The following is a 24,737-nucleotide window of genomic DNA, read 5'->3' on the forward strand; positions in this document are numbered from 1 at the left end:
GCCACGCTGGCGCGGCACCACTGCATTTCACCGAACGAGGAACCATGTCGACCTTTACCCGACCACAGCTGCTGCTGGCCTGCGTGCTGGCCAGCGCCCTGATGCCTGCCGCAGCGCAGAGCGGCCACGGGGCCACGCCGGCCGCGAACGCCACCGACCCGCACGCCGCCGTCCCGGAAACCCGCTACCAGCCGGCGTATGTGCCACCGGCACGCGCCGCCGCCACGACCACGCCTGATCGCGCCTGGCAGGAACACAACCGCATCGTGGCGGCCCAGCCCGGCCATGACGCGCATGCCGGGCACGGCAAACCGGCGCCCGATCCGCACGCGCATCACCATACCCCTGCACAGCCAGAGCACAAGGAGCACCACTGATGGCAAGTCCCATTTCATGGCATGCGACACTTGCCGTAAGCCTGGGCCTGCTGCTGGCTGGCTGCGCCAGCGTCACGCCCGAGCGCGCCTTCGAGGCCAGCGCCGCTGCAGCGCAGGCGCGCACGGGCGTGGATGCGCGCCTGCTGCGCAGCGATGCCGACCGCCAGGCCTTGCAGGCCGAAATCGACACGTTGCTGCAGGCGCCGCTGACGCAGGACGCCGCCGTACGCATCGCCGCGCTGAACCATCCCGGCCTGCAGGCCACCTACTGGGAGGCCGGCATCGCGCAGGCCGACGTGGCCCAGGCCGCGCGCCTGCGCAATCCGGGCTTCGGATTCTCGCGCATGGATGGCGGCGGCAACCGGGAAACCGAGCGCTCGGTCTCGATCGACCTGGCGGGCCTGCTCACCATGCCGCTGCGCCAGCGCATGGCTGCGCGGCGCCTTGACGAAACAACGCTGCGCGTGGCCGCCGCCATCGAGCACCACGTCAACGCCACCCGGCGCGCCTGGATCGAGGCCGTGGCGGCGCGCCAGGCTCTGACCTATGCGCGTCAGGTGGCCGACGCCGCCGACGCATCAAGCGCACTGATGGCGCGCATGACCCAGGCCGGCAATGCCAGTGCGCTGGACCTGGCGCGCGAGTCGGCCTTCCACGCCGAAGCCGGCGCCGGTGTACTGCGCGCCGACCGCGAGGCCAACGCCGCGCGCGAACATCTGACGCGCCAGCTCGGCCTGTGGGGCAAGCAGGCGCTCTACAAGCTGCCCGAGCGCTTGCCCGACCTGCCGGCGGCGCCCGCCGAACTGGCCGGCATCGAGCGCACGGCGCTGAGCCAGCGCCTGGACGTGCAAGCCGCGCGCGCCGCCGCCAGCGGCACCGCTGCCGACCTGGGCCTCACGCGCACCACGCGCTTTGTCAATGTGCTCGACCTGGGCTATGCGGACAAGCGCGAGACAGGCGAGCCAAAGAGCGATGGCTACGAGATTGGCCTGGAGCTGCCGCTGTTCGACTGGGGCGGCGCCCGCGTGGCGCGCGCCGAAGCGGTGTACATGCAGTCGCTTGGCCAGGTCGCGGCCGTCGCGGTCAACGCCCGCAGCGAAGCGCGCGCGGGCTACCTCGGCTACCGCGCCAGCTATGACGTGGCGCGCCACTACCGCGACCAGGTGATCCCGCTGCGCAAGCAGATCGCGGACGAGACGCTGCTGCGCTACAACGGCATGCTGGCCAGCCCGTTCGAGCTGCTGGCCGACGCGCGCGAACAGGCTGGCGCGGTGCACGCCACCATCGAAGCGCTGAAGGATTTCTGGCTGGCCCAGGTCGACCTGGAAACCGCCATCGGCATGCGCCTGCCGGCGCCATCGCCCACTGACAAGAAGGACACCCCACAATGACCAACCGCAGATCGTTCCTGACCGGCGCCGGCGCCGGCATCACGGCACTGGGCGCCTCGCTCGTGAGCCGTGCCGGCGCGGCGTCGCTGCCGGAAGCGCCGACCCACACGTCGAGCGCCACCGCCGCGCCGCTGGCCCCGACGGGCGGGCGCCCGTACAACCCCGTCGTCACGCTCAATGGCTGGACGCTGCCATGGCGCATGAAGGACGGCGTCAAGGAATTCCACCTGGTGGCCGAACCGGTCGTGCGCGAATTCGCGCCCGGCATGCAGGCCAACCTGTGGGGCTACAACGGCCAGAGCCCGGGCCCGACCATCGAAGTGGTCGAGGGTGACCGGGTGCGCATCTTTGTCACCAACAGGCTGCCCGAACACACCAGCGTGCACTGGCACGGCCAGTTGCTGCCGTGCGGGATGGATGGCGTGACGGGACTGACCCAGCCCGGCATCCAGCCCGGCAAGACCTTCGTCTACGAATTCGTCGCGCGCCATGCGGGCACCTTCATGTACCACCCGCACGCCGACGAGATGCAGCAGATGGCGATGGGGATGATGGGTTTCTGGGTCACGCACCCGAAGAACCCGCGCCAGCATGCCGTCGATCGCGACTACGTGATGTTGCTGTCGTCGTACGACATCGAACCGGGCAGCTATACGCCGCGCACCAACACGATGCTCGACTTCAATCTGTGGACCATCAACAGCCGCGTGTTCCCGGGCCTGGACCCGATGGTCGCGCGCCTGGGCGACAAGGTGCGCATCCGCGTGGGCAACCTGACGATGACGAACCACCCGATCCACCTGCACGGACACCGCTTCGAGGTCGCTGGCACCGATGGCGGCTGGGTGCCGAAGTCGGCGCGCTGGCCCGAGGTGACGACCGACGTCGCCGTCGGCCAGATGCGCGCCATCGAGTTCGTGGCCGATGCGCCGGGCGACTGGGCCTTCCACTGCCACAAATCGCACCACACCATGAACGCGATGGGCCATGACGTGCCAACGCTCATTGGCGTTGACCATCAGGGCGTGGCCGAGAAGATCAACAAGCTGGTGCCCGGCTATATGGTCATGGGCGACAAGGGCGGCTCGATGGGCGACATGAAGATGCCGCTGCCGGCCAACACGCTGCCGATGATGAGCGGCGACGGCCCGTTCGGCAACCTGGAAATGGGCGGCATGTTCACGGTGCTCAAGGTGCGCGAAGGTCTCAAGCGCGGCGACTACGGCGATCCTGGCTGGTACCGGCATCCGGCCGGCACGGTGGCGCGCGAATGGACGGGCGACGGCGCCGAGGCGCTACCGCCAGCGCCACGCGCGCCGGATGCCCGCCCCGCGCCGGCGCCGGCCGGCCAGGCCATGGATGCACGCAAGCCCGGCGCGAAGGACATGACGGGGCACGAGCACCACTAGCCCGCTGCTGGTGCCTCGGGCGCCTCAGGTACCTCAGGTACCTCGCGCAGCAGCGCAATCAGCTGCTGCGGCGCGACCGGCTTCGTGAAGTGCTCGTCGAAACCGGCCGCCAGCGAGGCGGCGCGGTCTTCCTTTCTGCCGCGCCCCGTCACGGCCACCAGGTAAGGGCGCGGTGCATCCTGCGCCAGCACGCCCGCCAGTTCCAGCCCATCCATGTGTGGCATGCCCAGGTCGAGTACCGCGATCCGGGCCGGCCGTTCGCGGTGCAGGCGCAGCGCTTCTGCGCCATCGTGGGCCACCATCACGGTCGCGCCTTCGGAACGCAGCAGCCAGGCCAGCGATTCCGCTGCATCCACATTGTCGTCGGCCACCAGGATGTGCTTGCCCAGCGCAGCGCCGTCCGGCACCGGGAGCGCGTCGCCCGGCGCCATGGCCGGCTCCTCGCACAGGTGCAGGCGCACCAGGAAGGTCGCGCCGCGGCCCGGTCCGTCGCTGTCGGCCCGGATGCTGCCGCCATGCAGCTCGACGAAGCCCTTGGCCAGCGACAGCCCGATCCCCAGGCCGCCCTGCGCCAGGTGACTGGCACTGCCGGCCTGCACGAACGGATCGAACACGCGTTCGAGCATGTCGGGTGCCAGCCCCACGCCACTGTCGGCCACCCACGCCACGGCCTGGTCGTCTTCGCGCCGCAAGCCCAGTTCGAGACCGCCGCCGGGCGGCGTGTACTTGGCCGCATTCGTGATCAGGTTGGCGAACACCTGTGTCAGGCGCAGCGGATCGGCGTCGACCCAGAGCGGTTCGTCGGCCACCCGCAACGCCACCTGGTGGCGCCCGGCCTCGATCAGCGGCATGCTCGTTTGCAGTGTTTCGCGCAGCAACCGGCCCAGGTCGATGCGCACGCGGCGCAATTCGATCTTGCCGCGGCTGATGCGCGACACGTCCAGCAGGTCGTCGAGCAGGCGCGCCATCTGGTCGGTCTGGCGCCCCACCATGGCGGCGATCCATTCGATGCGTTCCGGCGCCAGCGCCTTGCTGCGCAGGAGCGAGGCCGCATTCGCAATCGGTGCGAGCGGATTGCGCAGCTCGTGCGCCAGTGTCGCGATATAGACATCCTTGCGCCCGTCGGCTTCGCGCAGGCTGTGCATCGCCGCTTCACGCTCGGACACGTCCAGCACCAGCGAAAACACGGTCTGGATCTCGCCCGCCTCGTCGACCAGCACCGAGTTGTACCATTCACAGCACAGCGCACGCCCGTCGCGGGTGCGGTTGCGGTTGGCCGACTTGGCATAGCGCGTGCCGGAGTCGATCAGGCGCGCGATCATCGTGTCGACCTGGTCGGCATCGCCCTCGTGGATCATGCCGATGCGGTCGATCCGCTGGCCGATGGCATCGCCTGCGGGCCAGCCGAACAATTCTTCGGCGCGGCGGTTCCACAGCGTGATCACGAGGTCGCGGTCCCATTCGATCACGGCCAGCGGGGTGTTCTCGATCAGGTAGCGGGTCTGGTCCAGCGCCCGAGCCAGCGCCGCACTGGCCTCGGTGCGCTCGGTGATGTCGTCGATCACGATCACGGCGGAGGCCAGTTCGGCGGCGCTCTCGCGCAGCGGCGCGCCACTGACCGCGTACACCCGTCTCGCGCCGCCCTGCACGCTCTCGATCATGGCGTCGCGAAACGCCCGGCCGCCGATCGCGCGCGCCACCGGTTCGCAGATCAGGTCGAGCATGCCCCCCACGCCGTCAGCGCCGAAGTGGCGCGCCATCTGCTTCGCCTGGTCGTTGGCCATCACGCAGCGGCCCTGGGCGTCGACGATCAGGACGCCGTCGGGCAATTGGCGCAGCACGGTGCCGAGCAGGCTTTGCCACTGGGCGTGCGCGCGCGTCTCGATCATTTCCTGGAAGGTTGCGTGCAGGCGCGCGTGCAGCGCGATATTGTCGATCGCCAGCGCGCCCAGCACGAACAGCGACGTGGACAGCCCGTACAGCCGCCCGGCATAGAAACCGAGGTCGTAGAGGCCAGTATTGAACACGCAGGACAGGCCCACTTCGAACACCCAGGCCGCCATCGCCACGGTCAGCCAGACATCGAGCACGGTACGCGGGCGCTTTTGCACCGTGGCGTACAGCACGTAGACCGACAGCGCCAGTATCGCCGCCGAGATGCCATGGTAGAGCGGCAAGGTACGCGTGCCCTCGATCAGTCTGGGCAGATACGGCGCACCGGTCGTGCCCACCAACACCAGCAGCGACACGAACAGCGCGGTCAGCAGCGCGCCGATGCGCATGAAGTGTGGCGGCAGCGGCGCCCCGGCCAGGCGTCCGCGCGCGCTGCGCGAGTAGCCGAGCACGAACAGCGGATACAGCGCGTGCCAGGCCGCGTGCAGCCAGGCGGAGGTCTGAAGATTTCCGCCGAGCACGCCCTCGTCGCCGAGTAGGCCGTGAAACGTGAGCATGTGGGCGCCGGCGATCAGCGCCGTGAACAGATAGCCGAGCGCAAGGACGCCCAGCGCGAGCGAGCGCCGGGTGTGGACATGACCGAGCAGCAGGATGCCGGTGACGAAATTACTGGCGATCAGTGTCGACAGATAGATCGGCAGGAATTCCGGCGCATGTGGCAAGGGCACGCCGGCTGCCGGCACCAGGACCGCAAACAGCAGCCCCAGCGCCCCCAGCACCAGCACGGCCCAGCGCAACTGGGCGCCACCGGGCGGATGCTTGACCAGGTCGATCGGTTCTGCGAGTACACCATCTCTCATGAGGATTCCGCTGACGAGGTCGGTCGGAGATGCACAGTGTTCGGTATTGTTCTTTCTACAAAATATAGCCTAAATGAATATTGTTTGGGGGTGTATTTATCCGCTTATCGTCCAGGAAACGCATTGGGCCGTGTGACCGGCCTGCTTCAAACGCCGGCCGTCACCGGATAGCCGGCGCCGTCAATGGCCGCCGCCAGCGGGGCCAGATCGGCGGCGCTGTCGATGCGGACCTTGCCGCTGGCCAGATCGATGTTCACCGTGGCGGCCGGGTCGACGGCGTGGACGGCGGCGGTCACGCGGCCAACGCAGTGCTTGCAGGTCATGTCGGCAACAGTCAATTCGTACATGGGAATTTCTCCTTTGGTTGGGGGCACGGGCACGGGCGCCCCGGTGGTGGGGGTTGAAGTGGCATGTGGTGCGGCGTGCCAGCGGCGCAGCAGCAAGGCGTTGGCCACGACGCTGACCGAACTGAGCGCCATCGCGGCGCCGGCCAGCACCGGATTGAGCAGGCCGAAGGCGGCCAGCGGCACGCCGATCAGGTTATAGACGAAGGCCCAGCCAAGATTCTGGCGAATCTTGCGCCAGGTACGCTGCGAGACGTCGAGCGCGTCGGCCACCAGCATCGGATCGCCCCGCATCAGCGTGATGCCGGCGCTGTGCATCGCGACGTCGGTCCCGGTTGCCATGGCCATGCCGACGTCGGCAGCGGCCAGCGCCGGCGCATCGTTGATGCCGTCGCCGATCATGGCGACCGTGCTGCCAGCCTGACGCAGCGCCGAGATGACGTCGGCCTTGTCGGCCGGCAGCACCTCGGCATGCACGCGCTTGATGCCGAGCGCGCGCGCCACGCCCTGCGCGGCGCCGGCGCTGTCGCCGGTCAGCAGCACCGGAGTAATACCACGCGCGACCATCCTTGCGACGGCGTCCTGCGCGCGGGGCTTGAGCTGGTCGCCGAACGCGAGCAGGCCAAGCACGGTGACGGCGTCGCCGCGCCGCTCGGCCAGCCAGGACACGGTGCGCCCGGCCGCTTCATGTGCCTCTGCCCCGCCCGCCGGTACGCCAAGGTCGTTCATCAGGCGCCGGTTGCCAAGCAGGATCGTCGCGCCGGCGACGTCGGCTTGCACGCCACGACCCGGCAGCGCGCGCGCATCGGTCGCGTCCGGCACGGGCAACGCGCGCCGCGCCGCTTCGTCCAGCACGGCGCGCGCCAGCGGATGGGCGCTCGTTTGCTGGACCGCGGCGGCCAGCGTGAGCAGGCGCGTCGTGTCTGGCCCTTCCAGCGCCAGCAATTGCGGGCGGCCCTCGGTCAGGGTGCCGGTCTTGTCGAACACGACGACGTCGACGGCGTGCGCTGTTTCCAGCGCTTCGGCGTCCTTGATCAGGATGCCGTGGCGCGCGGCCACGCCGGTCCCTACCATGATCGCTGTCGGTGTGGCCAGGCCCAGCGCGCACGGACAGGCAATCACCATGACGGCTACCGCGTTGAGCAGCGCGCCCTGCCAGTCACCCGTACCCACACCCCAGGCCAGCAGCGTGACGAGCGCAATGGCGAGCACCACCGGCACGAACACCGCGCTGACCCGGTCGACCAGGCGCTGGATCGGCGCCTTGGCGGCCTGTGCGTCTTCGACCATGCGGATGATCTGCGCAAGCGTCGTTGCACTGCCGACGGCGCTGGCGCGCACCAGCAACAGGCCGTCGGCGTTGACGGCGCCGCCCACGACAGCGTCAAGCGGGCCCTTGGCCTGCGGCAGGCTCTCACCGGTCAGCAGCGATTCGTCGACGTGGCTCAGGCCCTCGAGCACGACGCCATCGGCGGGTACCCGCTCGCCCGGCTTGACCACCATGACGTCACCCACGCGCAAGGCCGCCAACGGCACGCGGACATCGGCGCCGTCGCGGCGCACGAGGGCGTCGGCGGGCTGCAGTTGCTCCAGCGCGCCCAGTGCCTCGATGGTCTGGCGGCGGGCACGGCCTTCCAGCCATTTACCGAGCAGTACCAGCGTGATGACGACGGCCGACGACTCGAAGTACAGGTGGGACGCTGCATGCCCGCTCTGCGTCAGCAGCAGGTACAGCGACAGGCCGTAGGCGGCGCTCGTGCCGATCGCAACCAGCAAGTCCATATTGCCGGCGCCGGCGCGCAGCGCACCCCAACCGGCGCGGTAGAAACGCGCGCCGAGCCAGAATTGCACGGGCGTGGCCAGCAGCCACTGCACCCAGCCTGGCAGCATCGCGTCGATGCCGAACGGCGCCAGGAACATCGGCAACACCAGCGGGATGGACAAGAGCGCGCCGATGGCGACCGGCCACCAGGTGGCGGCGCCGGTCTTGACGGGCACAGTCGGCGCGTCAGCCGTCTCGATGCGGGCCGCGTAACCGGCCCCTTCGACGGCGGCCAACAGGGCTGCCGCTGGCGCAGCGCCGTCGATGCGGGCCTTTTCGGTGGCCAGGTTGACACTGGCGCCCGTGACGCCAGATACCTGTGCCAGGGCTTTTTCGACGCGTGCCACGCATGAGGCGCAGGTCATGCCATCGATCAGCAGTGTGACCGGCGGCGGTAAGGGAGGGGTCGTGTTGGCATCCATCCGACAAGAATAAACCTTCCCACTACGGGAAGGTCAACACACGCGCGAAGTTTGCCCGGGTTAGCTGCCCAAGTTGAACAGCACGCCCACCGCGAGTTCGACCCACAGCGCGGCAAACACCAGCGCCAGCGCGCCAATGACGGCAAAGCGCTGCCACACGGCCAGACGCGCGACACGGCGGCCCGTGCGCAGACACGTCCAGCCAGCGCTGGCCAGCAACACTGCGGCCACCGCGAAATCCAAGCCCGTCCACTGGACGCCGTGCGCGAACTGCATCCCGGCCAGCGGCACCAGCAGAATCATCGCCGTTGCCAGCGCCACGCGCACGGCATCGATACCCATCGACGCGCGCAGTGCGCCATTGTTCGTGTGGACGTCCCCGCCCCCTGCCATCGTCATGAAGTGCTCCGGTAAGTTACCGGTCGATCGTGCCGGCACGTCAGTGTAGTCTTATTGTCGCCGCGACAACAGCAATACGTGCAACATCGGCCCTCCATTGAAACATTTCGTTACATTCGTCGCATGGCAGACTTTATATACTGACATACAGTTTCTCTGGACCAGTCATCATGCGCGCCTTGCCGTCCGCTCTATTCCTGTCATGTCTGCTTGTCACGGGCGCAGCGACGGCGCACGTCCCACTGCGGGGCGCCGCGCCTGGCGTTGCCGTTACCAATGCGCAGTCGCCATTGGTGATTGCACTGCGCGATGCTGAGCGGCACCTTGCCGAGGCCGTCGCCACCCGGGATGTCGACGCCCTGCGCGATCTGATCGCCACCGACTACTATCACGTCGAAACCAATGGCCGCGTGCGCACCCGCAGCGAATTCATGCAAGTGCTGGCGCGCGATGAATACGAGTTTCGCTCGTACAGCAACGTGAGCATGGAAATCCAGTTGCTCGACAGCGGCCACACGGCCATCGTCCGCGGTCGCATGCAGGCCGATCTGCAGCCAGTCAGCGGTGCGCGCGAGTTTCGCGGGCGCTATGTCCGCGTCTGGCAGTTGCAGAACGACGGCTGGCGCAACACGATGATGCAGAGTACCGAGATCCGGCCGGCACGCTGATAATTGCCTTCGCGCTCACCCTGCGCGGCAGCCAATTGCAGATGCTGGTATTCTGGACAAGTCAGGGCGCACGCTGAACACGTTTCGGCGGGTGCCCCGGGGTGTGCGTTGCCCATCCCAGGTTGACCAGCACATGCACGACGCCGGGCCGTGACGAACATGGCCCTGGTGCCTCGCTTCATACCGGAACAGCGTTCCCAACCATCTGAACGGAGAATGATCATGCCATACGCATTGCCACCACTGCCTTACGCCTACGATGCCCTCGAGCCGCATTTCGATTCGCGCACGATGGAAATCCACCATACGAAGCACCATCAGGCCTACATCACCAACGTCAACAACGCGCTGGGCGAAGCCGGCGTTGCCGAGATGCCGGTCGAACAGCTGATCGCCGACATCGGCAGCCTGCCGCAAGCCGTCCAGGGCGCCGTGCGCAACAATGGCGGCGGTCACGCCAACCACTCGCTGTTCTGGACCGTGCTGACCCCGGAAGGCGGCAAGCCAACGGGCAAGGTCGCACAGGCGATCGAAGACGACCTGGGTGGCTACGAGAAATTCAAGGATGCCTTCACCAAGGCGGCGCAGACCCGCTTCGGTAGCGGCTGGGCCTGGCTGACCGTCGGCAAGGACGGCAAGCTGCTGGTCGAAAGCAGCGCCAACCAGGACAGCCCGCTGATGGGCCAGTTCGCCGGCATGTCGGGCGGCACGCCGATCCTGGGCCTGGACGTGTGGGAACACGCGTACTACCTGCAATACCAGAACAAGCGCCCTGACTACATCGCGGCCTTCTTCAACATCATCAACTGGGCGGAAGTCGAACGCCGCTACGAAGAAGCACTGGCCAAATAAGCCGGTGCCCGGGCCTGCCACGCAGGCCCGGCTTCAAGCGCGAGGCCGGCCACGACGCCGGCCTCGCGCCGTTTACGTTTGCGACCAAGGACATCCCATGAAACTGCTGCTGGTTGGATCGAGCGGACTGGTTGGAAGCCACGTGCTGGAGATGGCGCTGGCCGACCCGAAGGTTACGTCGGTGGTGGCGCCGACGCGGCGCCCGCTGCCAGTGCACCCGAAACTGCAGGCACCGGTGGTCGACTTCGACGCCTTGCCGCCGGACGCGGTCTGGTGGCAGGCCGACGCCGTCATCTGCACGCTGGGCACGACGATGCGCAGCGCCGGTTCGCAAGCTGCATTCCGGCGTGTGGACCATGATTACCCGCTGGCCGTGGCAAGCCTCGCGCGCCAGCACGGGACGCCGTGCAATGTGCTGAACTCGGCCATCGGCGCCGATCCCGACGCACGCTTTTTCTATAACCGCGTCAAGGGCGAACTCGAACGCGATCTGGCCGGGCTGGGATTCACGTCGCTGACCCATGTGCGACCGGGCCTGATTGGCGGAGAGCGCCAGGAACAACGCCTGGGTGAACGCGTGTCCGGCGTGGTATTGGGGCTGCTCGGGCCCGTACTGCCGCGGCGCTGGCGCATCAACCCTGCCCCGCGCATTGCGCACGCCCTGATCGATGCCGCGCTGCAGGCGCGCCCGGGCGTGCACATCATCCCCTCGGAGCAGCTGGTCTGAGCGACCTACAACTTCACGTTCAGTGAAATATACGCAGCCCGGCCATTACCGGACGAGAACATCGGCTGTGCCTGGGTTGCCGGCCAGAAGAAGTTGTCGTACCACGCGTATTCGTAATTGCGGTCCGCAATGTTCTTGATCTGGACATCGATGCTGGTGCGCGCCGAGATTGCGTAGCGCACATTGGCGTCGAACAGCACGAAGCCGCCGAACTTGCCCTGCTCGTTCGGATTGTCGATGTAGTAGCTGCCCTGCGAGCGGCCCTGCAGGCCGAAGCGCCAGGTGTCCGAATGCTTGTAGTCCAGGCTCACATTGGTGATGTGGCGCGGCGTCGAGAACACTTCCTTGCCGGCCAGCGAGACGCCATTCGCGCCCGTGGCTTTGAGCACTTCCGCTTTTTGCAACGAGTGCGAGAGCGACAGCTCGAGCTTGTCGGTGACCTTGCCCGAGAGCTGGAAGTCGAGGCCTTCACGGCGCGTCTCGCCCAGCCCGACCGTGGTGCCGGTGGCCGGCATGTTCGCCACTTCGCCGGTGGCATCCTGGCGCCAGATCGCCAGGCGCAGGTCGCTGCGGGCAGTCGGCTTGAGCTTGACGCCGACTTCCTTGCCGGTATTGACCGACGCGTCAAACGGCGCCTGGCCCGGCACCAGATAGGCCGGGCCCACGGAACCCGTCAGGATCTGGAACGTGCGGCCCCAGTTGCCATACACGCTGATGTCCGTCGCCGGACTCCAGACCATGCTGAACTTGGGCTGCTTGATCCAGCCGTAATCCTGCAGCCCTGCGCTCGCGCCACCCGCCAGCGGCTGGTTGCCCGTGAAGCGATCTACCCGGTAGCCCGGCACGAGCTGGATGGTGTCGGTCGCCTTGATCACCGCCTGCACATAGGCGCCGACGTTGTTGAACTTGTAGCGGTCATCGTTCTGGATGCGGGCCGGCGTCGTGAAGTCCGTCGGGATCGCGAAGTTGTAGCGCAGGCGGCGGTAGCCGTTGTCCTGGCGCTCGGTATTGACACCGCCATCGACCGTAACGCGCTCGTTCGCACGCCACGTCAGGGTGCTCATGAAACCGAGCTGCTCTTCATCCCATAGACGGCGCTGGCGCGGTGCGTTGCCTTCGGGATTGCTGGTGAAGGTGACGCGGCGGTCATCCTTGTACTCGTTGTAGTACAGCTTGTTGCTGAGGAATGCGTTCGGCGTGATGTGCCAGTCAAGGTGCGCGCTGGCATGGTGCATGTCGCGGTCGGTCTTGTCGTTGGCGTTCTTGCGCGGCGACTGGCGGCGGTCGGCAGCCAGCTCGGCTGCGGTGAGAAAACCCGGCTCGCCCGACGTGTGCTGGTAGGTGCGCACGACCAGGCCGGCCGTGACCGCCTTGTCGTCCGACGTGACGAACCACTTGCCGCCGACCGTGTATTTGTTCGAGTCGCCGTTCGCGCGGTAGCTGTCAGTCAATTGCCTGGCCACGAAATAGTTTTGCGCAAAGCCGTCGGCTTCGCGGCCATATGCGGCCTGCACTTCGCGCGTATTGAAGCTGCCGTAGGTAAACCGGCTGTCAAAGTAATTGCCGCCCTGACGCGTGCCGATGTTCAGGTTGCCGCCGATATTGTGCAGGCCATAGCGCGGGTCGTTCGTGCCGCGCACCACTTCGATATAGTCGACTTCGAGCGGGAAGATCATGTCGATGAAGCGCTGGTTGCCGCTGTTGACATTGCTTGGGATGCCGTCGATCAGCACCTTGATCCCATTGATATAGCCTTCGCCATTGAATGCCCGAAAACTCGCCTTGCCCGACTCGGCGCCCATCCGCGTTTCGGTCAGCTGCACACCGGGCAACTGACCAACCAGCTCCCAGCTATTGGTCACGTTCTTGTCTTCGATCTTGTCGGCACCCAGCACGTCGACCGATGTCAGGACGCGGCTCGAGCGCAAGGCGCCCGCATCGCGCTGGGCGCTGACGCGCACCTCGCCCATGACGATCGCCGGGTCGGCGGCGTGGGCCAACGTCGAACCGAGGGTTGCCAGAGCAAGTGCATGGGCAACAGGAAGGAGCTTGAATGTCATCAGAAAAACCTTGTCATGAACGGCGCAAGCGGCAACACCCGCTGAGTCGATAATGATAAACCATTCTCAGTAGAGATGGCAATATGCAGCGTGTTGTTCGGTATGCGGTATGCTGAATCATCGCCCCAACGGGGCAATCCAACCCGCCATGACAATTCTCCCGATGAAGCATCTGACCGCACTGCTGTTCGCCGGCTTGCTCGCCAACCCTGTGAAGGCGCAGGCCACCGAGTTTCGCTGCCTGGTCTCGGTCGACGCCGCGACGCCAATCCGGCTTCAGTTCGACTTCCCGCAGTCCGAACACGCACGCGCCGCCGTGCGCTACCAGCGCGGCAGCAAGCCGATCCCGCTGCGGGCGCTCAAGACGAGTTCAGTGGAAATGTCGCCAGGCAGACCGTTCGAGTTCACGACGCTCTGGAAAGAACCGGGCAAGAACGGTGGCACGTACACCGTCGCGACCCAGGGCGCGCTCATCAACGAATTCACCTATCTGCGTGCCCGGGACAGGAAGACGATCAGGTTCGAGGAAGACATGGGCGCAATGGAAACGTCGCGTTGCGCATGGAAGAAATAGAGGGCGAAAAAAAGCCGCAGCGCGAATGACGCCAGGGTTGGCATCATTCGCGCTGCGGCGGTTGCTCCAGATGCCGATCAGCGGTTCGGCACCACGCGCCACACCGTGTTGGCCAGGTCGTCGGCGATGATCAGCGCGCCGCGCGGATCGACCGTGACACCGACCGGACGGCCACGTGTCTTGCCGTTGGCATCCCGGAAGCCCGTGGCGAAGTCGATCGCTGCGCCGGCCGGACGGCCATTCGCGAACGGCACGAAGATCACTTTGTAGCCAACCGGATTGTCGCGGTTCCAGCTGCCGTGTTCGCCAACGAACGCGCCATTGGCAAATTTTGCACCCATCGTCGGCAGCGAGAAGTGCAGACCCAGCGCCGCGACGTGCGAGCCAAGGCCATAGTCCGGCTTGATGGCAGCCGCCACCTTTTTCGGGTTCGGCGGCATCACGCGCGGGTCGACGTTCTGGCCCCAGTAGCTGTACGGCCAGCCGTAGAAACCGCCCTCTTTCACCGAGGTCAGGTAATCCGGCACCAGGTCCGGACCCAGCTCGTCGCGCTCGTTTACGACTGACCACAGCTGGCCCGTTTCCGGGTTCATCGCCAGCGCCGTCGGGTTGCGCAGGCCGGTGGCGTACGGCTTGTGGGCGCCCGTCGTCACGTCGATCTGCCAGACCATTGCACGGTCGACTTCGGCTTCCATACCGCGCTCGGTGATGTTGCTGTTCGAACCGATACCGACGTAGACATAGCGGCCATCGGGGCTGATGGTCATCGCTTTCGTCCAGTGGTGGTTGATCTCGGCGGGCAGCTGGGTGAGCGTCACCGGTTCTGCGGCAGCCTTGGTCTGACCCGGCTGGTAATCAAAGGTGACGACCGCATCCTGGTTCGCCACGTACAGCTTGTTGTTGGCAAACGCCAGGCCGTATGGGGCATTCAGGTTCTCGGCGAACACGGTCTTGAGCTCGTACTGGCCATCACCGTCCGCATCGCGCAGCAGCGTCAGGCGATTGCCGCCCTTGACCTTGGTATTGCCCTGCGCCTTGATGTAGCCGGCAATGACGTCTTTCGGCTTGAGCTTGGCAGCGCTGCCGCCACGCCCTTCCGCCACCAGGATATCGCCGTTTGGCAGCACCAGCATCTGGCGCGGGATCTTCAGGTCGGTCGCGATCGCCGTGATGCTGTAACCCTCCGGCACGGTCGGCTTCTGATCGCCCCATGGGGTAGGCTCGGCAATCTTCATGCTCGGAAACAGGCCGCGCTCGGGCGCCGGCAGTTTCGGATCCGGGCCGCTGGCCAGGTTGGTATTGGCTTCGTTACTGCAGGCGCTGGCCAGCAGGGTCATGCTGAACAGGGCAAGTGCGCTCGAGCGATTCATTTCAGTCCTCCCGAACGTGGGTTAAGGCCTATGACAGCGGTAATGCAAATCAGGATAAAGACGATGACCGACAGCAACAGGCCGGTCGGCATGAGCGCCCAGGCATCCTTGGCATGCTGAAACGCATTGACTAGACCGATTACAAAGGTCAGCAGCAGCAGCACGAAGTAGTTCAACGGCCGACCGGCCATTGGCCTGGCGCGCAGCAGATTGACCAGCGCGAACACGAGCGCCAGCCCTGCGAACAGCAAGGCACCGGCGTTGAGCCACGAGGCAAAATTGCTCCACTGGATCTGGTAGGTGTTGTAGTAGGTGTAATCGCTGAGCAATGCGCCGAGGAACAGCGACACGCTGCCGGCAAGCAGGATCGTGTGGAGCACGCCTGGCGGACGGACATAGCCTGCGCTGGCCGTGGTGACTGTAGACATGGGGTTGACCTTATTGGTAATTTTGATAACGCAGACTATAGCGGCTATGCCAACTGACTGTCGCATCGTTGAGCACGGCGCTAATCGTGGGTCGTCCTCATACCAATCGCCCCATTCGCACGTTAATGGTGATGAAGCGGTTCACCGGTAGTCCCGGCCTTCAGTCATGCCGTTTCGCCGCCAGTGCGATCCGGTACATGGCGCAGGCACCATCACGCGCCGGACGGTGGTCGATCTCGACCGACAGCAAGGGGCGGCGGGACGCGCCCGAGCCAGCCAGGGTCTCCGCCTGCATCTGCGCCTTCCCCTCGGCGCAGACATAGCGCAGGGGGCGTGCCACCGGCCAGTGGGTGCAGGATTGCACACGGGCGTTGCGCGTGAATACCTGGAACACCAGCGGCAGCACGACGAACCGCTGCGCTGCCGCCGACGCCTGCGCGGCATCGCACCATAGTTCGGCGCCATCCGGCGTATGGCGCAGCAGCAGGCCTTCACGCAGCATCAGCGCCGTCGTCTCGAGACTGGGAATAAAGCGCAGATCCATGGCCCTGCCCACCAGATGCGCGTGACTGACCACGATGGCCAGCATGGGCCGGTACCTCGCCATTGCCTTACAGAGCCCGAAGGGAAAGGCAGCGTGGCAGGTATTCCTGTAGCGCGGCCACGCAGCGCGCGGCCATCTGCTCCTGGTTGCCGATGGCGTTGTCGCTGCCAAGGTCGCTGCCATGGGCGCGGTCGAACTGCGCATACCACAACACTGCCCCTCCTGCCCCTCCTGCCCCCTGTCGCAGGATCAGCGATACCCGCAGCAGCAAAGCGTCCTGACGCACCGCGCCCTCGAGCAGGTAGAGGGCGCGGGGATGCCCGGCTGGCGGCGACGCGCGGTCCCCGCTTGCCAGGCTGAGCGAATGCAGTTCACGGTACAGCCGGAATCCCAGTTCGTCGTTCAGGCCTGCGGTGAAGTGCACGGCCTGCGCGTCGGCGCACAGGCAGATGAGTGGGCTGAACAGCAACAGCGGCGCGGGGACGAGGCCCAAGGGACCCGCCGCCCCGTTGTCGGCCAGTGCGATGCGGGCATGGTAACGGCCTTGCGGCACCGTGATGCGCAAGGTATCGGCGGCGCCTTCGTCCGCGTAATACGCCGTCAGGCGCAGGCGCAGGCGTCCCGCCTGGACACGGACGATGGGATCGTCTGCGGGGAAATACGATGCGGGATCGCGGCCGAACACGGCAACGCCGATCTCGTGTTCCGGCGGCGACGCAGCCGTGTCGTCGCACAGCAGCGCGCGCTCGACCAGATAGGCGAGCAGCGCCGTGCAGCGGCGCGCCTTGGAAAATCGCTTGCTGGTCAGCACATGCTGCAAGGTCTCGCGGACGGCGTCATCGGAGCATGGCCGTGGCGCATTGCCCACGGCCGGCGCTCCGGTAATGAGTGACAATGCGGGGGGATTCATCGTGCTCTCCTGTTGCGCGCGCTGTACGCACTGTGCCAACCGATCCTATGCCAACCCCGGCATGGCTGCCTTCCGGTTACCTTCCCGCGCCTTCAGATACGGCAAGTCATTGATTTTGCTTATCAAAGCGACCGTAGCAACCTGCCGCCCCCCGGGCGTGCGCAGCCAGCGATTGCGGCGTCCAACCAGATAACGGCCATCAGTGCAACTGAAAGATTGTCAGGTATACAAAACCATCTTTCACGTGAGATATTGACGGCCTACAAAGTCGGCGGGCTCTGGCCCGCCTGCCCCGGCCGACCGGGATGCGCTTCACCCACCCTCAGGGAGTGATCTTGAACCACGCATCACCACCGGAATTACGTGCGCTGCGAGAGAGTGACCCACTGATCGACGGCGGCCGCTTCCTGCTTGGCGACTGGACGATCGACGTGACGGCGCACCGGATCGTGCGCGGCGACGACATGGTCGCACTGGAGCCACGGCCGATGGCCGTCCTGGCAGAACTGTGCCGTCGGAGCGGCGAGGTCGTGACAGCGGATACCCTGCTCGATGCCTGCTGGCCTGGCCAGGTGCAGGGCGACAACCAGGTGCACAAGGCGATTGCCGGCCTGCGCCGGGCGTTGCAGGACGCCGCCGCCAGCCCCCGCTACATCGAAACGATCCGCAAGCAGGGCTACCGGATGATCGCCCCGATCCGTGTATTGTCCGACGGCGGGCCGCGCAGCCTGAGCGGCGCATGGCGCGGCGCGTCGCCGTTTCGGGGACTGGAACCATTTGGCACGGAACACGCGGCCGTGTATTTCGGCCGTGACGACGCCATCAGGCAATTGCATCGGCGTCTCGGTGAGCAGCAGGCGCGGGGCCATGCGCTGGTCGTGCTGCTGGGTCCCAGCGGCTCCGGCAAGACATCGCTGGTACGGGCCGGCCTCATCCCCGCCATGCTTGCCGCTTGCGTGCCCGGCGATACGCGCGTGCGGGCCTGTACTGCGACGGTACTGGACCTGGGCGCGCTCGACGAGACCGGTCCCTGGCAGGCGCTGGCCGGCGCCCTGCTCGATTGGGAGATCGGCAATGTCGCGCTGCTGTCGGGCCACAGCATTGCCTCGCTGGCGGCGTTGCTGCGCGCCGAGCCGGACGAGGTGCTGCGGCTGCTGCGGATCGGTTTGCAGGCGCGGCGCGCCGGCAATCAGGGCCTGCCGCTGCTGGTACTGGACCGCCTGGAAGGCATGTTCGGCCCGGCCATCGCAGCGGGCCTGCAGGATTTTCTCGGCTGTATCGGGCGGCTGGTACGCAGCAGCCTGGTGCTGGTGCTGGCCGTGTGCCGCAACGATGTGTATCCCAGCCTGTCGTCCCATCGCCTGTTCATGCATGACAAGGAGCACGGCGCACACATGGACCTGGCCCCGCCCGACGCCCAGGCCATCATGCAGATGATCCGCCTGCCCGCGCGCGCGGCCAACCTGACCTACGGCAGCGATGCGAGCAGCCTGAACCGGCTCGACGACCGCCTGTGCGCCGATGCGATGCAGGCCGGCGACGCCTTGCCGCTGCTGCAATACACGCTGCAGGCCCTGTACCTGGCGCGTGCGCCGGGCGACGAACTGACCTGGGCCGCCTACGATGCGCTGGGCGGCCTGGAAGGCGCCATCGGCAGCCGGGCCGAGGCGATCCTGGCGGCCTTGCCAGTCGCCCAGCAAGCGGCGCTGTCGCGCCTGCTGCCGCGTCTGGTCACCGTGTCGACCGACGACGCCTCGCCCAGCAGCCGCTCGGTCACCGGCGCCAGCCTGGCCGACGTGCATGAGCGGGCATTGGTCGATGCGCTGATCGAGGCGCGCCTGCTGGTGGCCGACCGCCTCGGCGGCGGAGAAATCGGCTTTCGCGTGGCGCACGAAGCCTTGCTGCGCCGGTGGCCACGGGTCACTGCCTGGATTGCCCAGCACCGGGCGACGCTGAGCGCCCGCGCCGAGCTCGGGCCATGGGTGCGCCGCTGGCTGGACAGTGGCCGTGCCAGGACATGCCTGTTGCCGCGGGTGCCGTTGCTGTGGCAATCGCGCGATGCGGTGCGCGCCGCGCCGCAACTGTTCGGACGTGACGAGCACGACTTCGTGACGCGCTCCCAGGCGCGTCTCACGGCGCTGGCGCGCTGGCGCGTGGCTGCACTGGTCGGCGCACTGGCGCTGGCGTTGACCGCCGCCCTGGTAGCCGTGCACAACGCACAGCTGGCCGACACCGTGACCGCACGCGAGCGCCAGAGCCGGCGCCTGGCCACGTTCATGCTGGGTGAGCTTGCCGACCAGTTGCGCCCGATCGGCAAACTCGATCTGCTCGGCAGCATCGGTGAACAAGGCTTGCAGGTGCTCAATCCGCAGGATGTCCGGGACGAGCTGCCGGCCGACACCCTGCAGCGTGCCAAAGCGCTCGTCGTGATCGGCGAAGTCAACAGCAGCCGGGGAACACAGCAGCTCGCGATGGCAGGCACGGCGCTGGCGCGCGCCTGGGCCCTGCTCGCGGCCATGGGGCGGGCGCCGGGCATCGATCCTGGCGAGTACTACAAGACGCTGGGCGCCAGCGCGTTCTGGCTGGGCCAGATCGCCTATGACGCCGGCCGCCTGGGTGATGCCACCACGCAAATGAACCGCTATCGGACGGCCAGCCAGGCCTGGCTGGCCGCCGCGCCGGCGCATCCCCAGGCCAGGGCCGAGCTCGGCTATGCGCTCGGCAGCCTGAGTTCGATCGCGATGCGGCGCGGCCGCTGGGCTGATGCGCAGCACGGCTTCGAGCAATCGCTCGCGCTCAAGCTGGCGGTGCTGGCCGACCATCCGGACGATATCGACGCGCAGGACGCGGTTGCCAGCGCGCGCGCCTGGCTGGGCCAGCTGGCGCATCTGAAAGGCGGCAGCCGGCGCGCGCTGGCACTGTACGACACCGCCCGTGGCGTCCAGCAGCGACTGCAACAGGCACGCCCCGGCGAAGCAGTGCGGCTGCGCGACCTGGGCGTCATCGAGAGCCGGCGCGCCGAAGCCTTGCAGGCGCTGGGCCGGCCCCTTGACGCCATCGCGGCCAGACAGGCGGGGGCGCACTGGATGCGCCAGGCGCTGGTCGCTGGCGCCGGCAACGCCTTCTGGCAGGCCGAGAGCCTGCTGGCCGACAGCGCCCTGCTGCTGGCGCAGGCGGACGCCGGCATGCCCATCGCCGCCGGGCTGGCCGCATTGGAGCGCCGCATCGCAGATCACGACCAGGCCAGCCAGGCCATGCGCGAGTGGCGCCAGAGCGCCGTGCAGGCGCGCCTCGTGCTCGCCGGGCAAGCGCTGCGGGCACGCGACTGGGCCAAAGCGCGCGCCGTGGCAAGCGCGGCGGCCCAGGACATCCGCGGCCTGATGACGCAATACCCGTATCTGTGGCAGGGCCGGGAGCTGCAGGCACGGGCCGTCATGCTGCTGTTGCAGGCCGAGGCCGGCGCCAGTGCCTTGAGCGGGCCCTACCCGGCCGCCCAGTGCAAGGCGGCGCGCAGCGCCTTGCAGCCGGCCATCGACACTGGCCAGGCGGGTTTCGTGCGCGAAGCCTGGCTGGTGGCACGAGCATGTGCAGGGGAAGGCGCCGTCACCGGCGCCGATGTGCAAACGCTGACGCAAGGCGGCTACCGGCCGCAATCGCCGGCATTTCTTAAAGCAGTTCTAACCAGGATCGCACCATGACAACAGCAGCGCCGGTCTCCATTGCCGCATCCGTGCCAGGCAGTGCCCCCATCTTCTTCGTGGTGCCCGTCATTCCCGACGACGGCAGCGTGGAAAACGTGTTCTATTACGCGCAGGCTGGCAGCGAGCAGTATTGGGAAAAGATCTCCCCCAAGGACCTCGACGCCAGGCGTGGCGGGGGCGACGCCAATGGCGTCATGCTGTTCCAGCCTGATATCGAGGCCATTCTGCAGCACACGCACCTGACGGGTGACCGGCTTGACCGCAGTGTCACGCTGTATGCGGGCGTGGCGCGCACCCTGTCGGTGAGCGCCGATCCCCTGCCGAGCGCCTGCCTGTTTGACGCCAACCGGTTCATGGTCATTCCGGTGGCTCCCCACACCACACGCGGCGTGATTCTCGTGTTCAGCAAGCAGTCGACCGGCAAATCGCCCTCACCCGTGTTCGAGCTGATTGCCACCACGGATCCCGAAATCAAGAACGGCGTGGGCAAATAGGCCAGCAAGAAATTACCGGGACCCACCAGGGGCGCGCGCCGCGGCGCCCCGCCAGTAACACTGCGCACGGCTGCGCCAGATGATCAGCAGGGTTGCGCACAGCGTCGCCGTGGCAGCCCAGGCGAACGACGCTGCGCCGAAGTGGCCCAGCAACATGCCGCCCACCACGCTGCCGGCGAAGATCGCGAGATTCCAGACCGTCGTCATCATCGACTGCGCCACGTCCTGGCCCGGTCCCGATGCATTCGACAGCGATGTCACGAACAAGGTCGCGGCGCCGCCGAATGCCAGTCCCCAGATGGCAATCGCCACGTACACCACCGCCTGCACGCCGGGCCACAGCGCCAACATGACGCACGCCAGCAAGAACAGCCCCGTGCTGGCCATGACCAGTTGGCGCAGCCAGCGGTCGACCAGCGTCCCCACCAGCAGCAGGCTCAGCAACGCGGCGCCGCCGAACAGCGCGAGCAGGAAATCCACGCGCGGCGCCAGTCCGGCCAGCGTCACGAGCGGCGCGATATACGTGTACAGCAGGTTGTGCGTGACGACGTACAACAGCAGCACCGCCAGCACGGTGCGCACGCCGGGCAGTGCGAACACCTGTGCCACGCTCTGGCGTTGTTGGCCGGGAATGGCGCGCAGCGCCGGCAGCCGCAGCACGATCCACAGCATCAGCAGCGCCGCCAGCGCACTGAGTGCGCCGAACGCGATGCGCCAGCCAACCAGGTTGCCGACATAGGTGCCGAGCGGGATGCCGACCGTCAGCGCCAGCGGCGTGCCCGCCATCGCAATGGCGATTGCCCTGCCCTTGTGCTGCGGCGCGACCATGCGCGCTGCGTAGCCGACCAGCATGGCCCAGGCCAGGCCGGCCGCCACGCCGCCCAGGAAGCGGGCGACAAAGATCAGCACCAGGCTGGTGGACAGCGCGGTGATCGTGTTGGCAATCACGAAGCCGGCCAGCGACGTAAGCAGCAAGGTGCGGCGGCCAACGCCTTGCGTGGCGGCCGCCAGCGGGATCGCGGCCAGGACCGAGCCCAGTGCGTAGATGCTGATCAGCTGCCCCATCACGGACTGCGAACTGTCCAGGCTGGCAGCAAGCTGCGGCAGCAGCCCGGCGGGCAGGACTTCGGTGAGGATGACGACAAAGCTGACCATCGTCAGCGCCAGCAGTGAGGTCAGTGGCAGCTTCGGGGCGACGGGTTGATCATGGAGTTTGTCGGGGTGCGTCAAGGTATCTGATGTCATGGGTAATGCAATGGCGAACGCCGCAGCGGCGACGCATGGTTGACCCATGCACCGCTGCTGCGAACGTTGAAATAAGTGAAAAGGTGCAGGCTGGCGGATCAGATGTTCAGATCGACCCGGCTGCCGCTGCGGTCGGACGCGATGATCGCGTCGATCACCGCATGCATCTTGACGGCATCAAGGAAGGTCGGCGCCAACTGCGTGCCGTCCTGCACGTCACGGGCATAGGCCGCATACAGATGGGCGAGCTCGGCCACGCTGCCGCCGAGAGCATGCTCCGGCAACCAGTCGTACTGCGCCGGCACGGGCAACGCCTGCAACGGCTGGGCGTCGCCCCGCGCGCCTTCGATCAGATTGACCGAGGGGCCGAAGCTGGTCGCGTTGGTGATGCGCAGGTCGCCTTCAGTTCCTGTCAGATCGATCTGCACGCCGGCGTTATTGCGCTTGCCCGCCTCGAGCTGCACCGTCAGCACGGCGCCGTTGGCGAAGGTGCCGGTCACGAGCACCTGGTCGGGATTGGTACGCGGCAGCGTCTCGCCAGTATCGACGACCGTTACCTGCTTGATCTGGTTGGCCGTCAACGCATTCAGCGTGCGCGGGAAGCCGAAATGCTTGAACAGGATGTCGAGGAAGTGGCCGCCGAAGATCGGCAGCAGGTCCGAGAAATTCTCGGTCGGCACCGTGTAGGCCAGATACCCCATGCGGCGCGCACCGAACGCGTCGACGCTGACATGCATCCGCACCGAACGCAATTCGCCGATATAGCCTTCGGCCAGCAGATCGCTCATGTAGCGGTAGCCCGGCGACAGGCGGCGCTGCAAGCCCACGACGTGGCGCACACCGGCTTGCTCGGCCAGCGCTGCCAGCTCGGCCGAGACGGCAGTGCTGGTGGTCAGTGGCCATTCCGAATACACGTCCTTGCCGGCCGCGATGGCGGCGCGGATGGCTGCCTCGTGCTGCGGCGCCTGGTTCAGCACCAGCACCAGGTCGACCTCGGGATGCTCGACGAGCGCGTGCAGCGAGGTGACGGGATTGGCAATGCCATGGCGCGCGGCCAGTGCTTGGGCCTTGTCGGCACTGCGGCTGTAGACGGCCGTCAGTTCGAACTCGGGCAGCAAGGCGAGCGAGGGGATGTGGCCATATTCGGCCCAGGTACCGGCGCCGACGATGCCGACGCGGATTTTGTTGACGGACACTGCGGGAGTGGCTGAAACGGTCATGCGAGGACTCCCTAAAACTGTTGAACCAGCAATTGCTGCATCCAACATTTTAACGGCGCCACGCCGATCCTGCTGCGCGCTGCCATGAAATCCGGGTACGCACCGATGCCGGAAACTGCACGTCATTTGCAAAACCGATCGCCGACCGGCCATGGCCATAACAAATTGCTGAGCGAAAAATTATGCTCTTTCATTAAAAAATGTACGCAATCTTGATTTAAATCTATATCGATATTTTTTATAGTGGATGGAGAATGGATATTCAATTCCCAATCATCTCGACATACCACCATTTAAAAATCGCCATTTGCGGCACATTAAAAAAATGACCGATTACAGATAATTTCGCGCAGACGCAACAATTAAAATTGACCGCGTAATGGCAACTAACCTTGATGTAGAATTTTCCAAAGCCAAGCCGAATGCGCCGCAGTGCATGCGCCGCCGTAGTATTTCTTGTATTGCGAATTCATTTCCACAACAAGGAGACACGATGTCCGATCAATACATGGGCGAGATCCGGATGTTTGCCGGGGGCTATGCGCCTCAGGGTTGGGCAATGTGCAATGGCCAACTGCTGCAGATATCGGATAACCCAGCATTGTTCAGCTTGCTCGGCACGACGTATGGCGGCGACGGCGCGACCACGTTCGGGGTGCCCGACATGCGCGGCCGGGTGCCAATCAGCACGGGAAATAGTCGTGGAAGCAATTACGTACTGGGTCAGAGAAGCGGCGCCGAAAGCGTGACCTTGCTGGCATCGCAGATGCCGGCGCATGGCCATCTTCCCGCCGCCCAGTCGGCGCCAGGAAATCAGCCTCTGCCCACCAACAATGTATGGGCAGCAAAGCAGGTATTCGAGAAACCGGCGGCCGCCGCCCCCCTCGTTGCAATGTCCCCCGCCACCATTGCCTCCACGGGCGGCAACCAGTCTCACGATAACCTCATGCCGTGTATGGCGCTGACATTCATCATTGCGATCCACGGGATGTTCCCGTCCCCGGCCTGATCGTCACAGCACACAACA

Annotated in this window: 20 protein-coding genes; 10 read left to right on the forward strand and 10 right to left on the reverse strand. The window is 66.4% G+C overall.

Features of this window, described 5'->3' with window-relative positions; translation table 11 throughout:
- Positions 1 to 44: 44 nt before the first annotated feature.
- The 3 genes from IFU00_12030 to IFU00_12040 are packed head-to-tail and all read left to right on the forward strand — an operon-like array spanning position 45 to position 3,177.
- Positions 45 to 377 (forward strand): hypothetical protein, encoded by a 333-nt coding sequence (locus IFU00_12030; GenBank protein ID MBD8543010.1) that lies wholly within the window; start codon positions 45 to 47, stop codon positions 375 to 377.
- The gene (locus IFU00_12035; protein MBD8543011.1) at positions 377 to 1,768 is read left to right on the forward strand and encodes a TolC family protein; all 1,392 of its coding nucleotides are present in this window, start codon (positions 377 to 379) and stop codon (positions 1,766 to 1,768) included. Before IFU00_12030 ends, IFU00_12035 begins: the two co-directional genes overlap by 1 nt.
- Positions 1,765 to 3,177, forward strand: coding sequence for a copper oxidase (locus IFU00_12040; protein ID MBD8543012.1), 1,413 nt, complete (start codon positions 1,765 to 1,767; stop codon positions 3,175 to 3,177). The genes IFU00_12035 and IFU00_12040 overlap by 4 nt, the downstream gene beginning before the upstream one ends.
- Here the strand turns inward: IFU00_12040 and IFU00_12045 are convergent.
- From IFU00_12045 to IFU00_12055, 3 genes are all read right to left on the reverse strand, one after another.
- Complete coding sequence (locus IFU00_12045; GenBank protein MBD8543013.1) at positions 3,174 to 5,930, reverse strand: PAS domain-containing protein; 2,757 nt, start codon at positions 5,928 to 5,930, stop codon at positions 3,174 to 3,176. The genes IFU00_12040 and IFU00_12045 overlap by 4 nt on opposite strands.
- Positions 5,931 to 6,076: 146 nt before the next feature.
- On the reverse strand, positions 6,077 to 8,518 hold the full coding sequence (gene cadA, locus IFU00_12050) for a cadmium-translocating P-type ATPase (protein MBD8543014.1): 2,442 nt from the start codon (positions 8,516 to 8,518) through the stop codon (positions 6,077 to 6,079).
- A gap of 60 nt (positions 8,519 to 8,578) precedes the next feature.
- Complete coding sequence (locus tag IFU00_12055; protein MBD8543015.1) at positions 8,579 to 8,860, reverse strand: hypothetical protein; 282 nt, start codon at positions 8,858 to 8,860, stop codon at positions 8,579 to 8,581.
- 227 nt (positions 8,861 to 9,087) lie between these two features.
- On the opposite strand from IFU00_12055, the gene IFU00_12060 reads away from it, so the two are divergent.
- The 3 genes from IFU00_12060 to IFU00_12070 all read left to right on the forward strand — a co-directional run bounded on the left by IFU00_12060 (position 9,088) and on the right by IFU00_12070 (position 11,164).
- Complete coding sequence (locus IFU00_12060; GenBank protein ID MBD8543016.1) at positions 9,088 to 9,585, forward strand: nuclear transport factor 2 family protein; 498 nt, start codon at positions 9,088 to 9,090, stop codon at positions 9,583 to 9,585.
- Positions 9,586 to 9,804: 219 nt separating this feature from the next.
- On the forward strand, positions 9,805 to 10,437 hold the full coding sequence (locus IFU00_12065) for a superoxide dismutase (GenBank protein MBD8543017.1): 633 nt from the start codon (positions 9,805 to 9,807) through the stop codon (positions 10,435 to 10,437).
- Positions 10,438 to 10,534: 97 nt separating this feature from the next.
- A complete protein-coding gene (locus IFU00_12070) occupies positions 10,535 to 11,164 on the forward strand; it encodes an NAD-dependent dehydratase (protein MBD8543018.1) in 630 nt (209 codons plus the stop codon).
- 5 nt (positions 11,165 to 11,169) lie between these two features.
- On the opposite strand, the gene IFU00_12075 is transcribed toward IFU00_12070, so the two are convergent.
- Positions 11,170 to 13,224, reverse strand: coding sequence for a TonB-dependent receptor (locus tag IFU00_12075; GenBank protein MBD8543019.1), 2,055 nt, complete (start codon positions 13,222 to 13,224; stop codon positions 11,170 to 11,172).
- 148 nt (positions 13,225 to 13,372) lie between these two features.
- On the opposite strand from IFU00_12075, the gene IFU00_12080 reads away from it, so the two are divergent.
- On the forward strand, positions 13,373 to 13,798 hold the full coding sequence (locus IFU00_12080; GenBank protein ID MBD8543020.1) for a hypothetical protein: 426 nt from the start codon (positions 13,373 to 13,375) through the stop codon (positions 13,796 to 13,798).
- Positions 13,799 to 13,875: 77 nt separating this feature from the next.
- On the opposite strand, the gene IFU00_12085 is transcribed toward IFU00_12080, so the two are convergent.
- The 4 genes from IFU00_12085 to IFU00_12100 all read right to left on the reverse strand — a co-directional run bounded on the left by IFU00_12085 (position 13,876) and on the right by IFU00_12100 (position 17,050).
- Positions 13,876 to 15,168, reverse strand: coding sequence for a sorbosone dehydrogenase family protein (locus IFU00_12085; GenBank protein ID MBD8543021.1), 1,293 nt, complete (start codon positions 15,166 to 15,168; stop codon positions 13,876 to 13,878).
- Positions 15,165 to 15,596 carry a hypothetical protein gene (locus IFU00_12090; GenBank protein ID MBD8543022.1) on the reverse strand — a complete coding sequence of 144 codons (432 nt, stop codon included), beginning with the start codon at positions 15,594 to 15,596 and terminating at the stop codon, positions 15,165 to 15,167. The genes IFU00_12085 and IFU00_12090 overlap by 4 nt, the downstream gene beginning before the upstream one ends.
- Before the next feature lie 160 nt (positions 15,597 to 15,756).
- A complete protein-coding gene (locus tag IFU00_12095) occupies positions 15,757 to 16,185 on the reverse strand; it encodes a hypothetical protein (GenBank protein ID MBD8543023.1) in 429 nt (142 codons plus the stop codon).
- A 22-nt stretch (positions 16,186 to 16,207) separates the two neighbouring features.
- Positions 16,208 to 17,050 (reverse strand): hypothetical protein, encoded by an 843-nt coding sequence (locus tag IFU00_12100; GenBank protein MBD8543024.1) that lies wholly within the window; start codon positions 17,048 to 17,050, stop codon positions 16,208 to 16,210.
- 335 nt (positions 17,051 to 17,385) lie between these two features.
- Here IFU00_12100 and IFU00_12105 point away from each other — a divergent pair, with 335 nt between their 5' ends.
- Complete coding sequence (locus IFU00_12105) at positions 17,386 to 20,748, forward strand: winged helix-turn-helix domain-containing protein (GenBank protein ID MBD8543025.1); 3,363 nt, start codon at positions 17,386 to 17,388, stop codon at positions 20,746 to 20,748.
- Positions 20,745 to 21,245: a hypothetical protein gene (locus IFU00_12110; GenBank protein ID MBD8543026.1), complete on the forward strand. Its 501-nt coding sequence runs from the start codon at positions 20,745 to 20,747 to the stop codon at positions 21,243 to 21,245. Before IFU00_12105 ends, IFU00_12110 begins: the two co-directional genes overlap by 4 nt.
- Positions 21,246 to 21,257: 12 nt before the next feature.
- On the opposite strand, the gene IFU00_12115 is transcribed toward IFU00_12110, so the two are convergent.
- The gene (locus tag IFU00_12115) at positions 21,258 to 22,400 is read right to left on the reverse strand and encodes an MFS transporter (GenBank protein MBD8543027.1); all 1,143 of its coding nucleotides are present in this window, start codon (positions 22,398 to 22,400) and stop codon (positions 21,258 to 21,260) included.
- A 188-nt stretch (positions 22,401 to 22,588) separates the two neighbouring features.
- On the reverse strand, positions 22,589 to 23,710 hold the full coding sequence (locus IFU00_12120) for a Gfo/Idh/MocA family oxidoreductase (GenBank protein ID MBD8543028.1): 1,122 nt from the start codon (positions 23,708 to 23,710) through the stop codon (positions 22,589 to 22,591).
- A gap of 493 nt (positions 23,711 to 24,203) precedes the next feature.
- On the opposite strand from IFU00_12120, the gene IFU00_12125 reads away from it, so the two are divergent.
- The gene (locus IFU00_12125) at positions 24,204 to 24,719 is read left to right on the forward strand and encodes a phage tail protein (protein MBD8543029.1); all 516 of its coding nucleotides are present in this window, start codon (positions 24,204 to 24,206) and stop codon (positions 24,717 to 24,719) included.
- Positions 24,720 to 24,737: the final 18 nt, after the last annotated feature.

The sequence above is a fragment of the Oxalobacteraceae sp. CFBP 8761 genome, from assembly GCA_014841595.1.
In the GTDB taxonomy this organism is placed as follows: Bacteria; Pseudomonadota; Gammaproteobacteria; order Burkholderiales; family Burkholderiaceae_D; genus Telluria.

Bases quoted from the DNA above. Each gene is read 5' to 3' on its own strand.
- IFU00_12075 (MBD8543019.1), bottom strand. From the start codon at position 13,224: ATGACATTCAAGCTCCTTCCTGTTGCCCATGCACTTGCTCTGGCAACC.
- IFU00_12030 (MBD8543010.1), top strand. From the start codon at position 45: ATGTCGACCTTTACCCGACCACAGCTGCTGCTGGCCTGCGTGCTGGCC.
- IFU00_12055 (MBD8543015.1), bottom strand. From the start codon at position 8,860: ATGGGTATCGATGCCGTGCGCGTGGCGCTGGCAACGGCGATGATTCTG.
- IFU00_12045 (MBD8543013.1), bottom strand. From the start codon at position 5,930: ATGAGAGATGGTGTACTCGCAGAACCGATCGACCTGGTCAAGCATCCG.
- IFU00_12070 (MBD8543018.1), top strand. From the start codon at position 10,535: ATGAAACTGCTGCTGGTTGGATCGAGCGGACTGGTTGGAAGCCACGTG.
- IFU00_12110 (MBD8543026.1), top strand. From the start codon at position 20,745: ATGACAACAGCAGCGCCGGTCTCCATTGCCGCATCCGTGCCAGGCAGT.
- IFU00_12120 (MBD8543028.1), bottom strand. From the start codon at position 23,710: ATGACCGTTTCAGCCACTCCCGCAGTGTCCGTCAACAAAATCCGCGTC.
- IFU00_12095 (MBD8543023.1), bottom strand. From the start codon at position 16,185: ATGCTGGCCATCGTGGTCAGTCACGCGCATCTGGTGGGCAGGGCCATG.
- IFU00_12090 (MBD8543022.1), bottom strand. From the start codon at position 15,596: ATGTCTACAGTCACCACGGCCAGCGCAGGCTATGTCCGTCCGCCAGGC.
- IFU00_12100 (MBD8543024.1), bottom strand. From the start codon at position 17,050: ATGAATCCCCCCGCATTGTCACTCATTACCGGAGCGCCGGCCGTGGGC.
- IFU00_12040 (MBD8543012.1), top strand. From the start codon at position 1,765: ATGACCAACCGCAGATCGTTCCTGACCGGCGCCGGCGCCGGCATCACG.
- IFU00_12080 (MBD8543020.1), top strand. From the start codon at position 13,373: ATGACAATTCTCCCGATGAAGCATCTGACCGCACTGCTGTTCGCCGGC.
- IFU00_12060 (MBD8543016.1), top strand. From the start codon at position 9,088: ATGCGCGCCTTGCCGTCCGCTCTATTCCTGTCATGTCTGCTTGTCACG.
- IFU00_12085 (MBD8543021.1), bottom strand. From the start codon at position 15,168: ATGAATCGCTCGAGCGCACTTGCCCTGTTCAGCATGACCCTGCTGGCC.
- IFU00_12125 (MBD8543029.1), top strand. From the start codon at position 24,204: ATGTCCGATCAATACATGGGCGAGATCCGGATGTTTGCCGGGGGCTAT.
- cadA (MBD8543014.1), bottom strand. From the start codon at position 8,518: ATGGATGCCAACACGACCCCTCCCTTACCGCCGCCGGTCACACTGCTG.
- IFU00_12115 (MBD8543027.1), bottom strand. From the start codon at position 22,400: ATGGTCAGCTTTGTCGTCATCCTCACCGAAGTCCTGCCCGCCGGGCTG.
- IFU00_12035 (MBD8543011.1), top strand. From the start codon at position 377: ATGGCAAGTCCCATTTCATGGCATGCGACACTTGCCGTAAGCCTGGGC.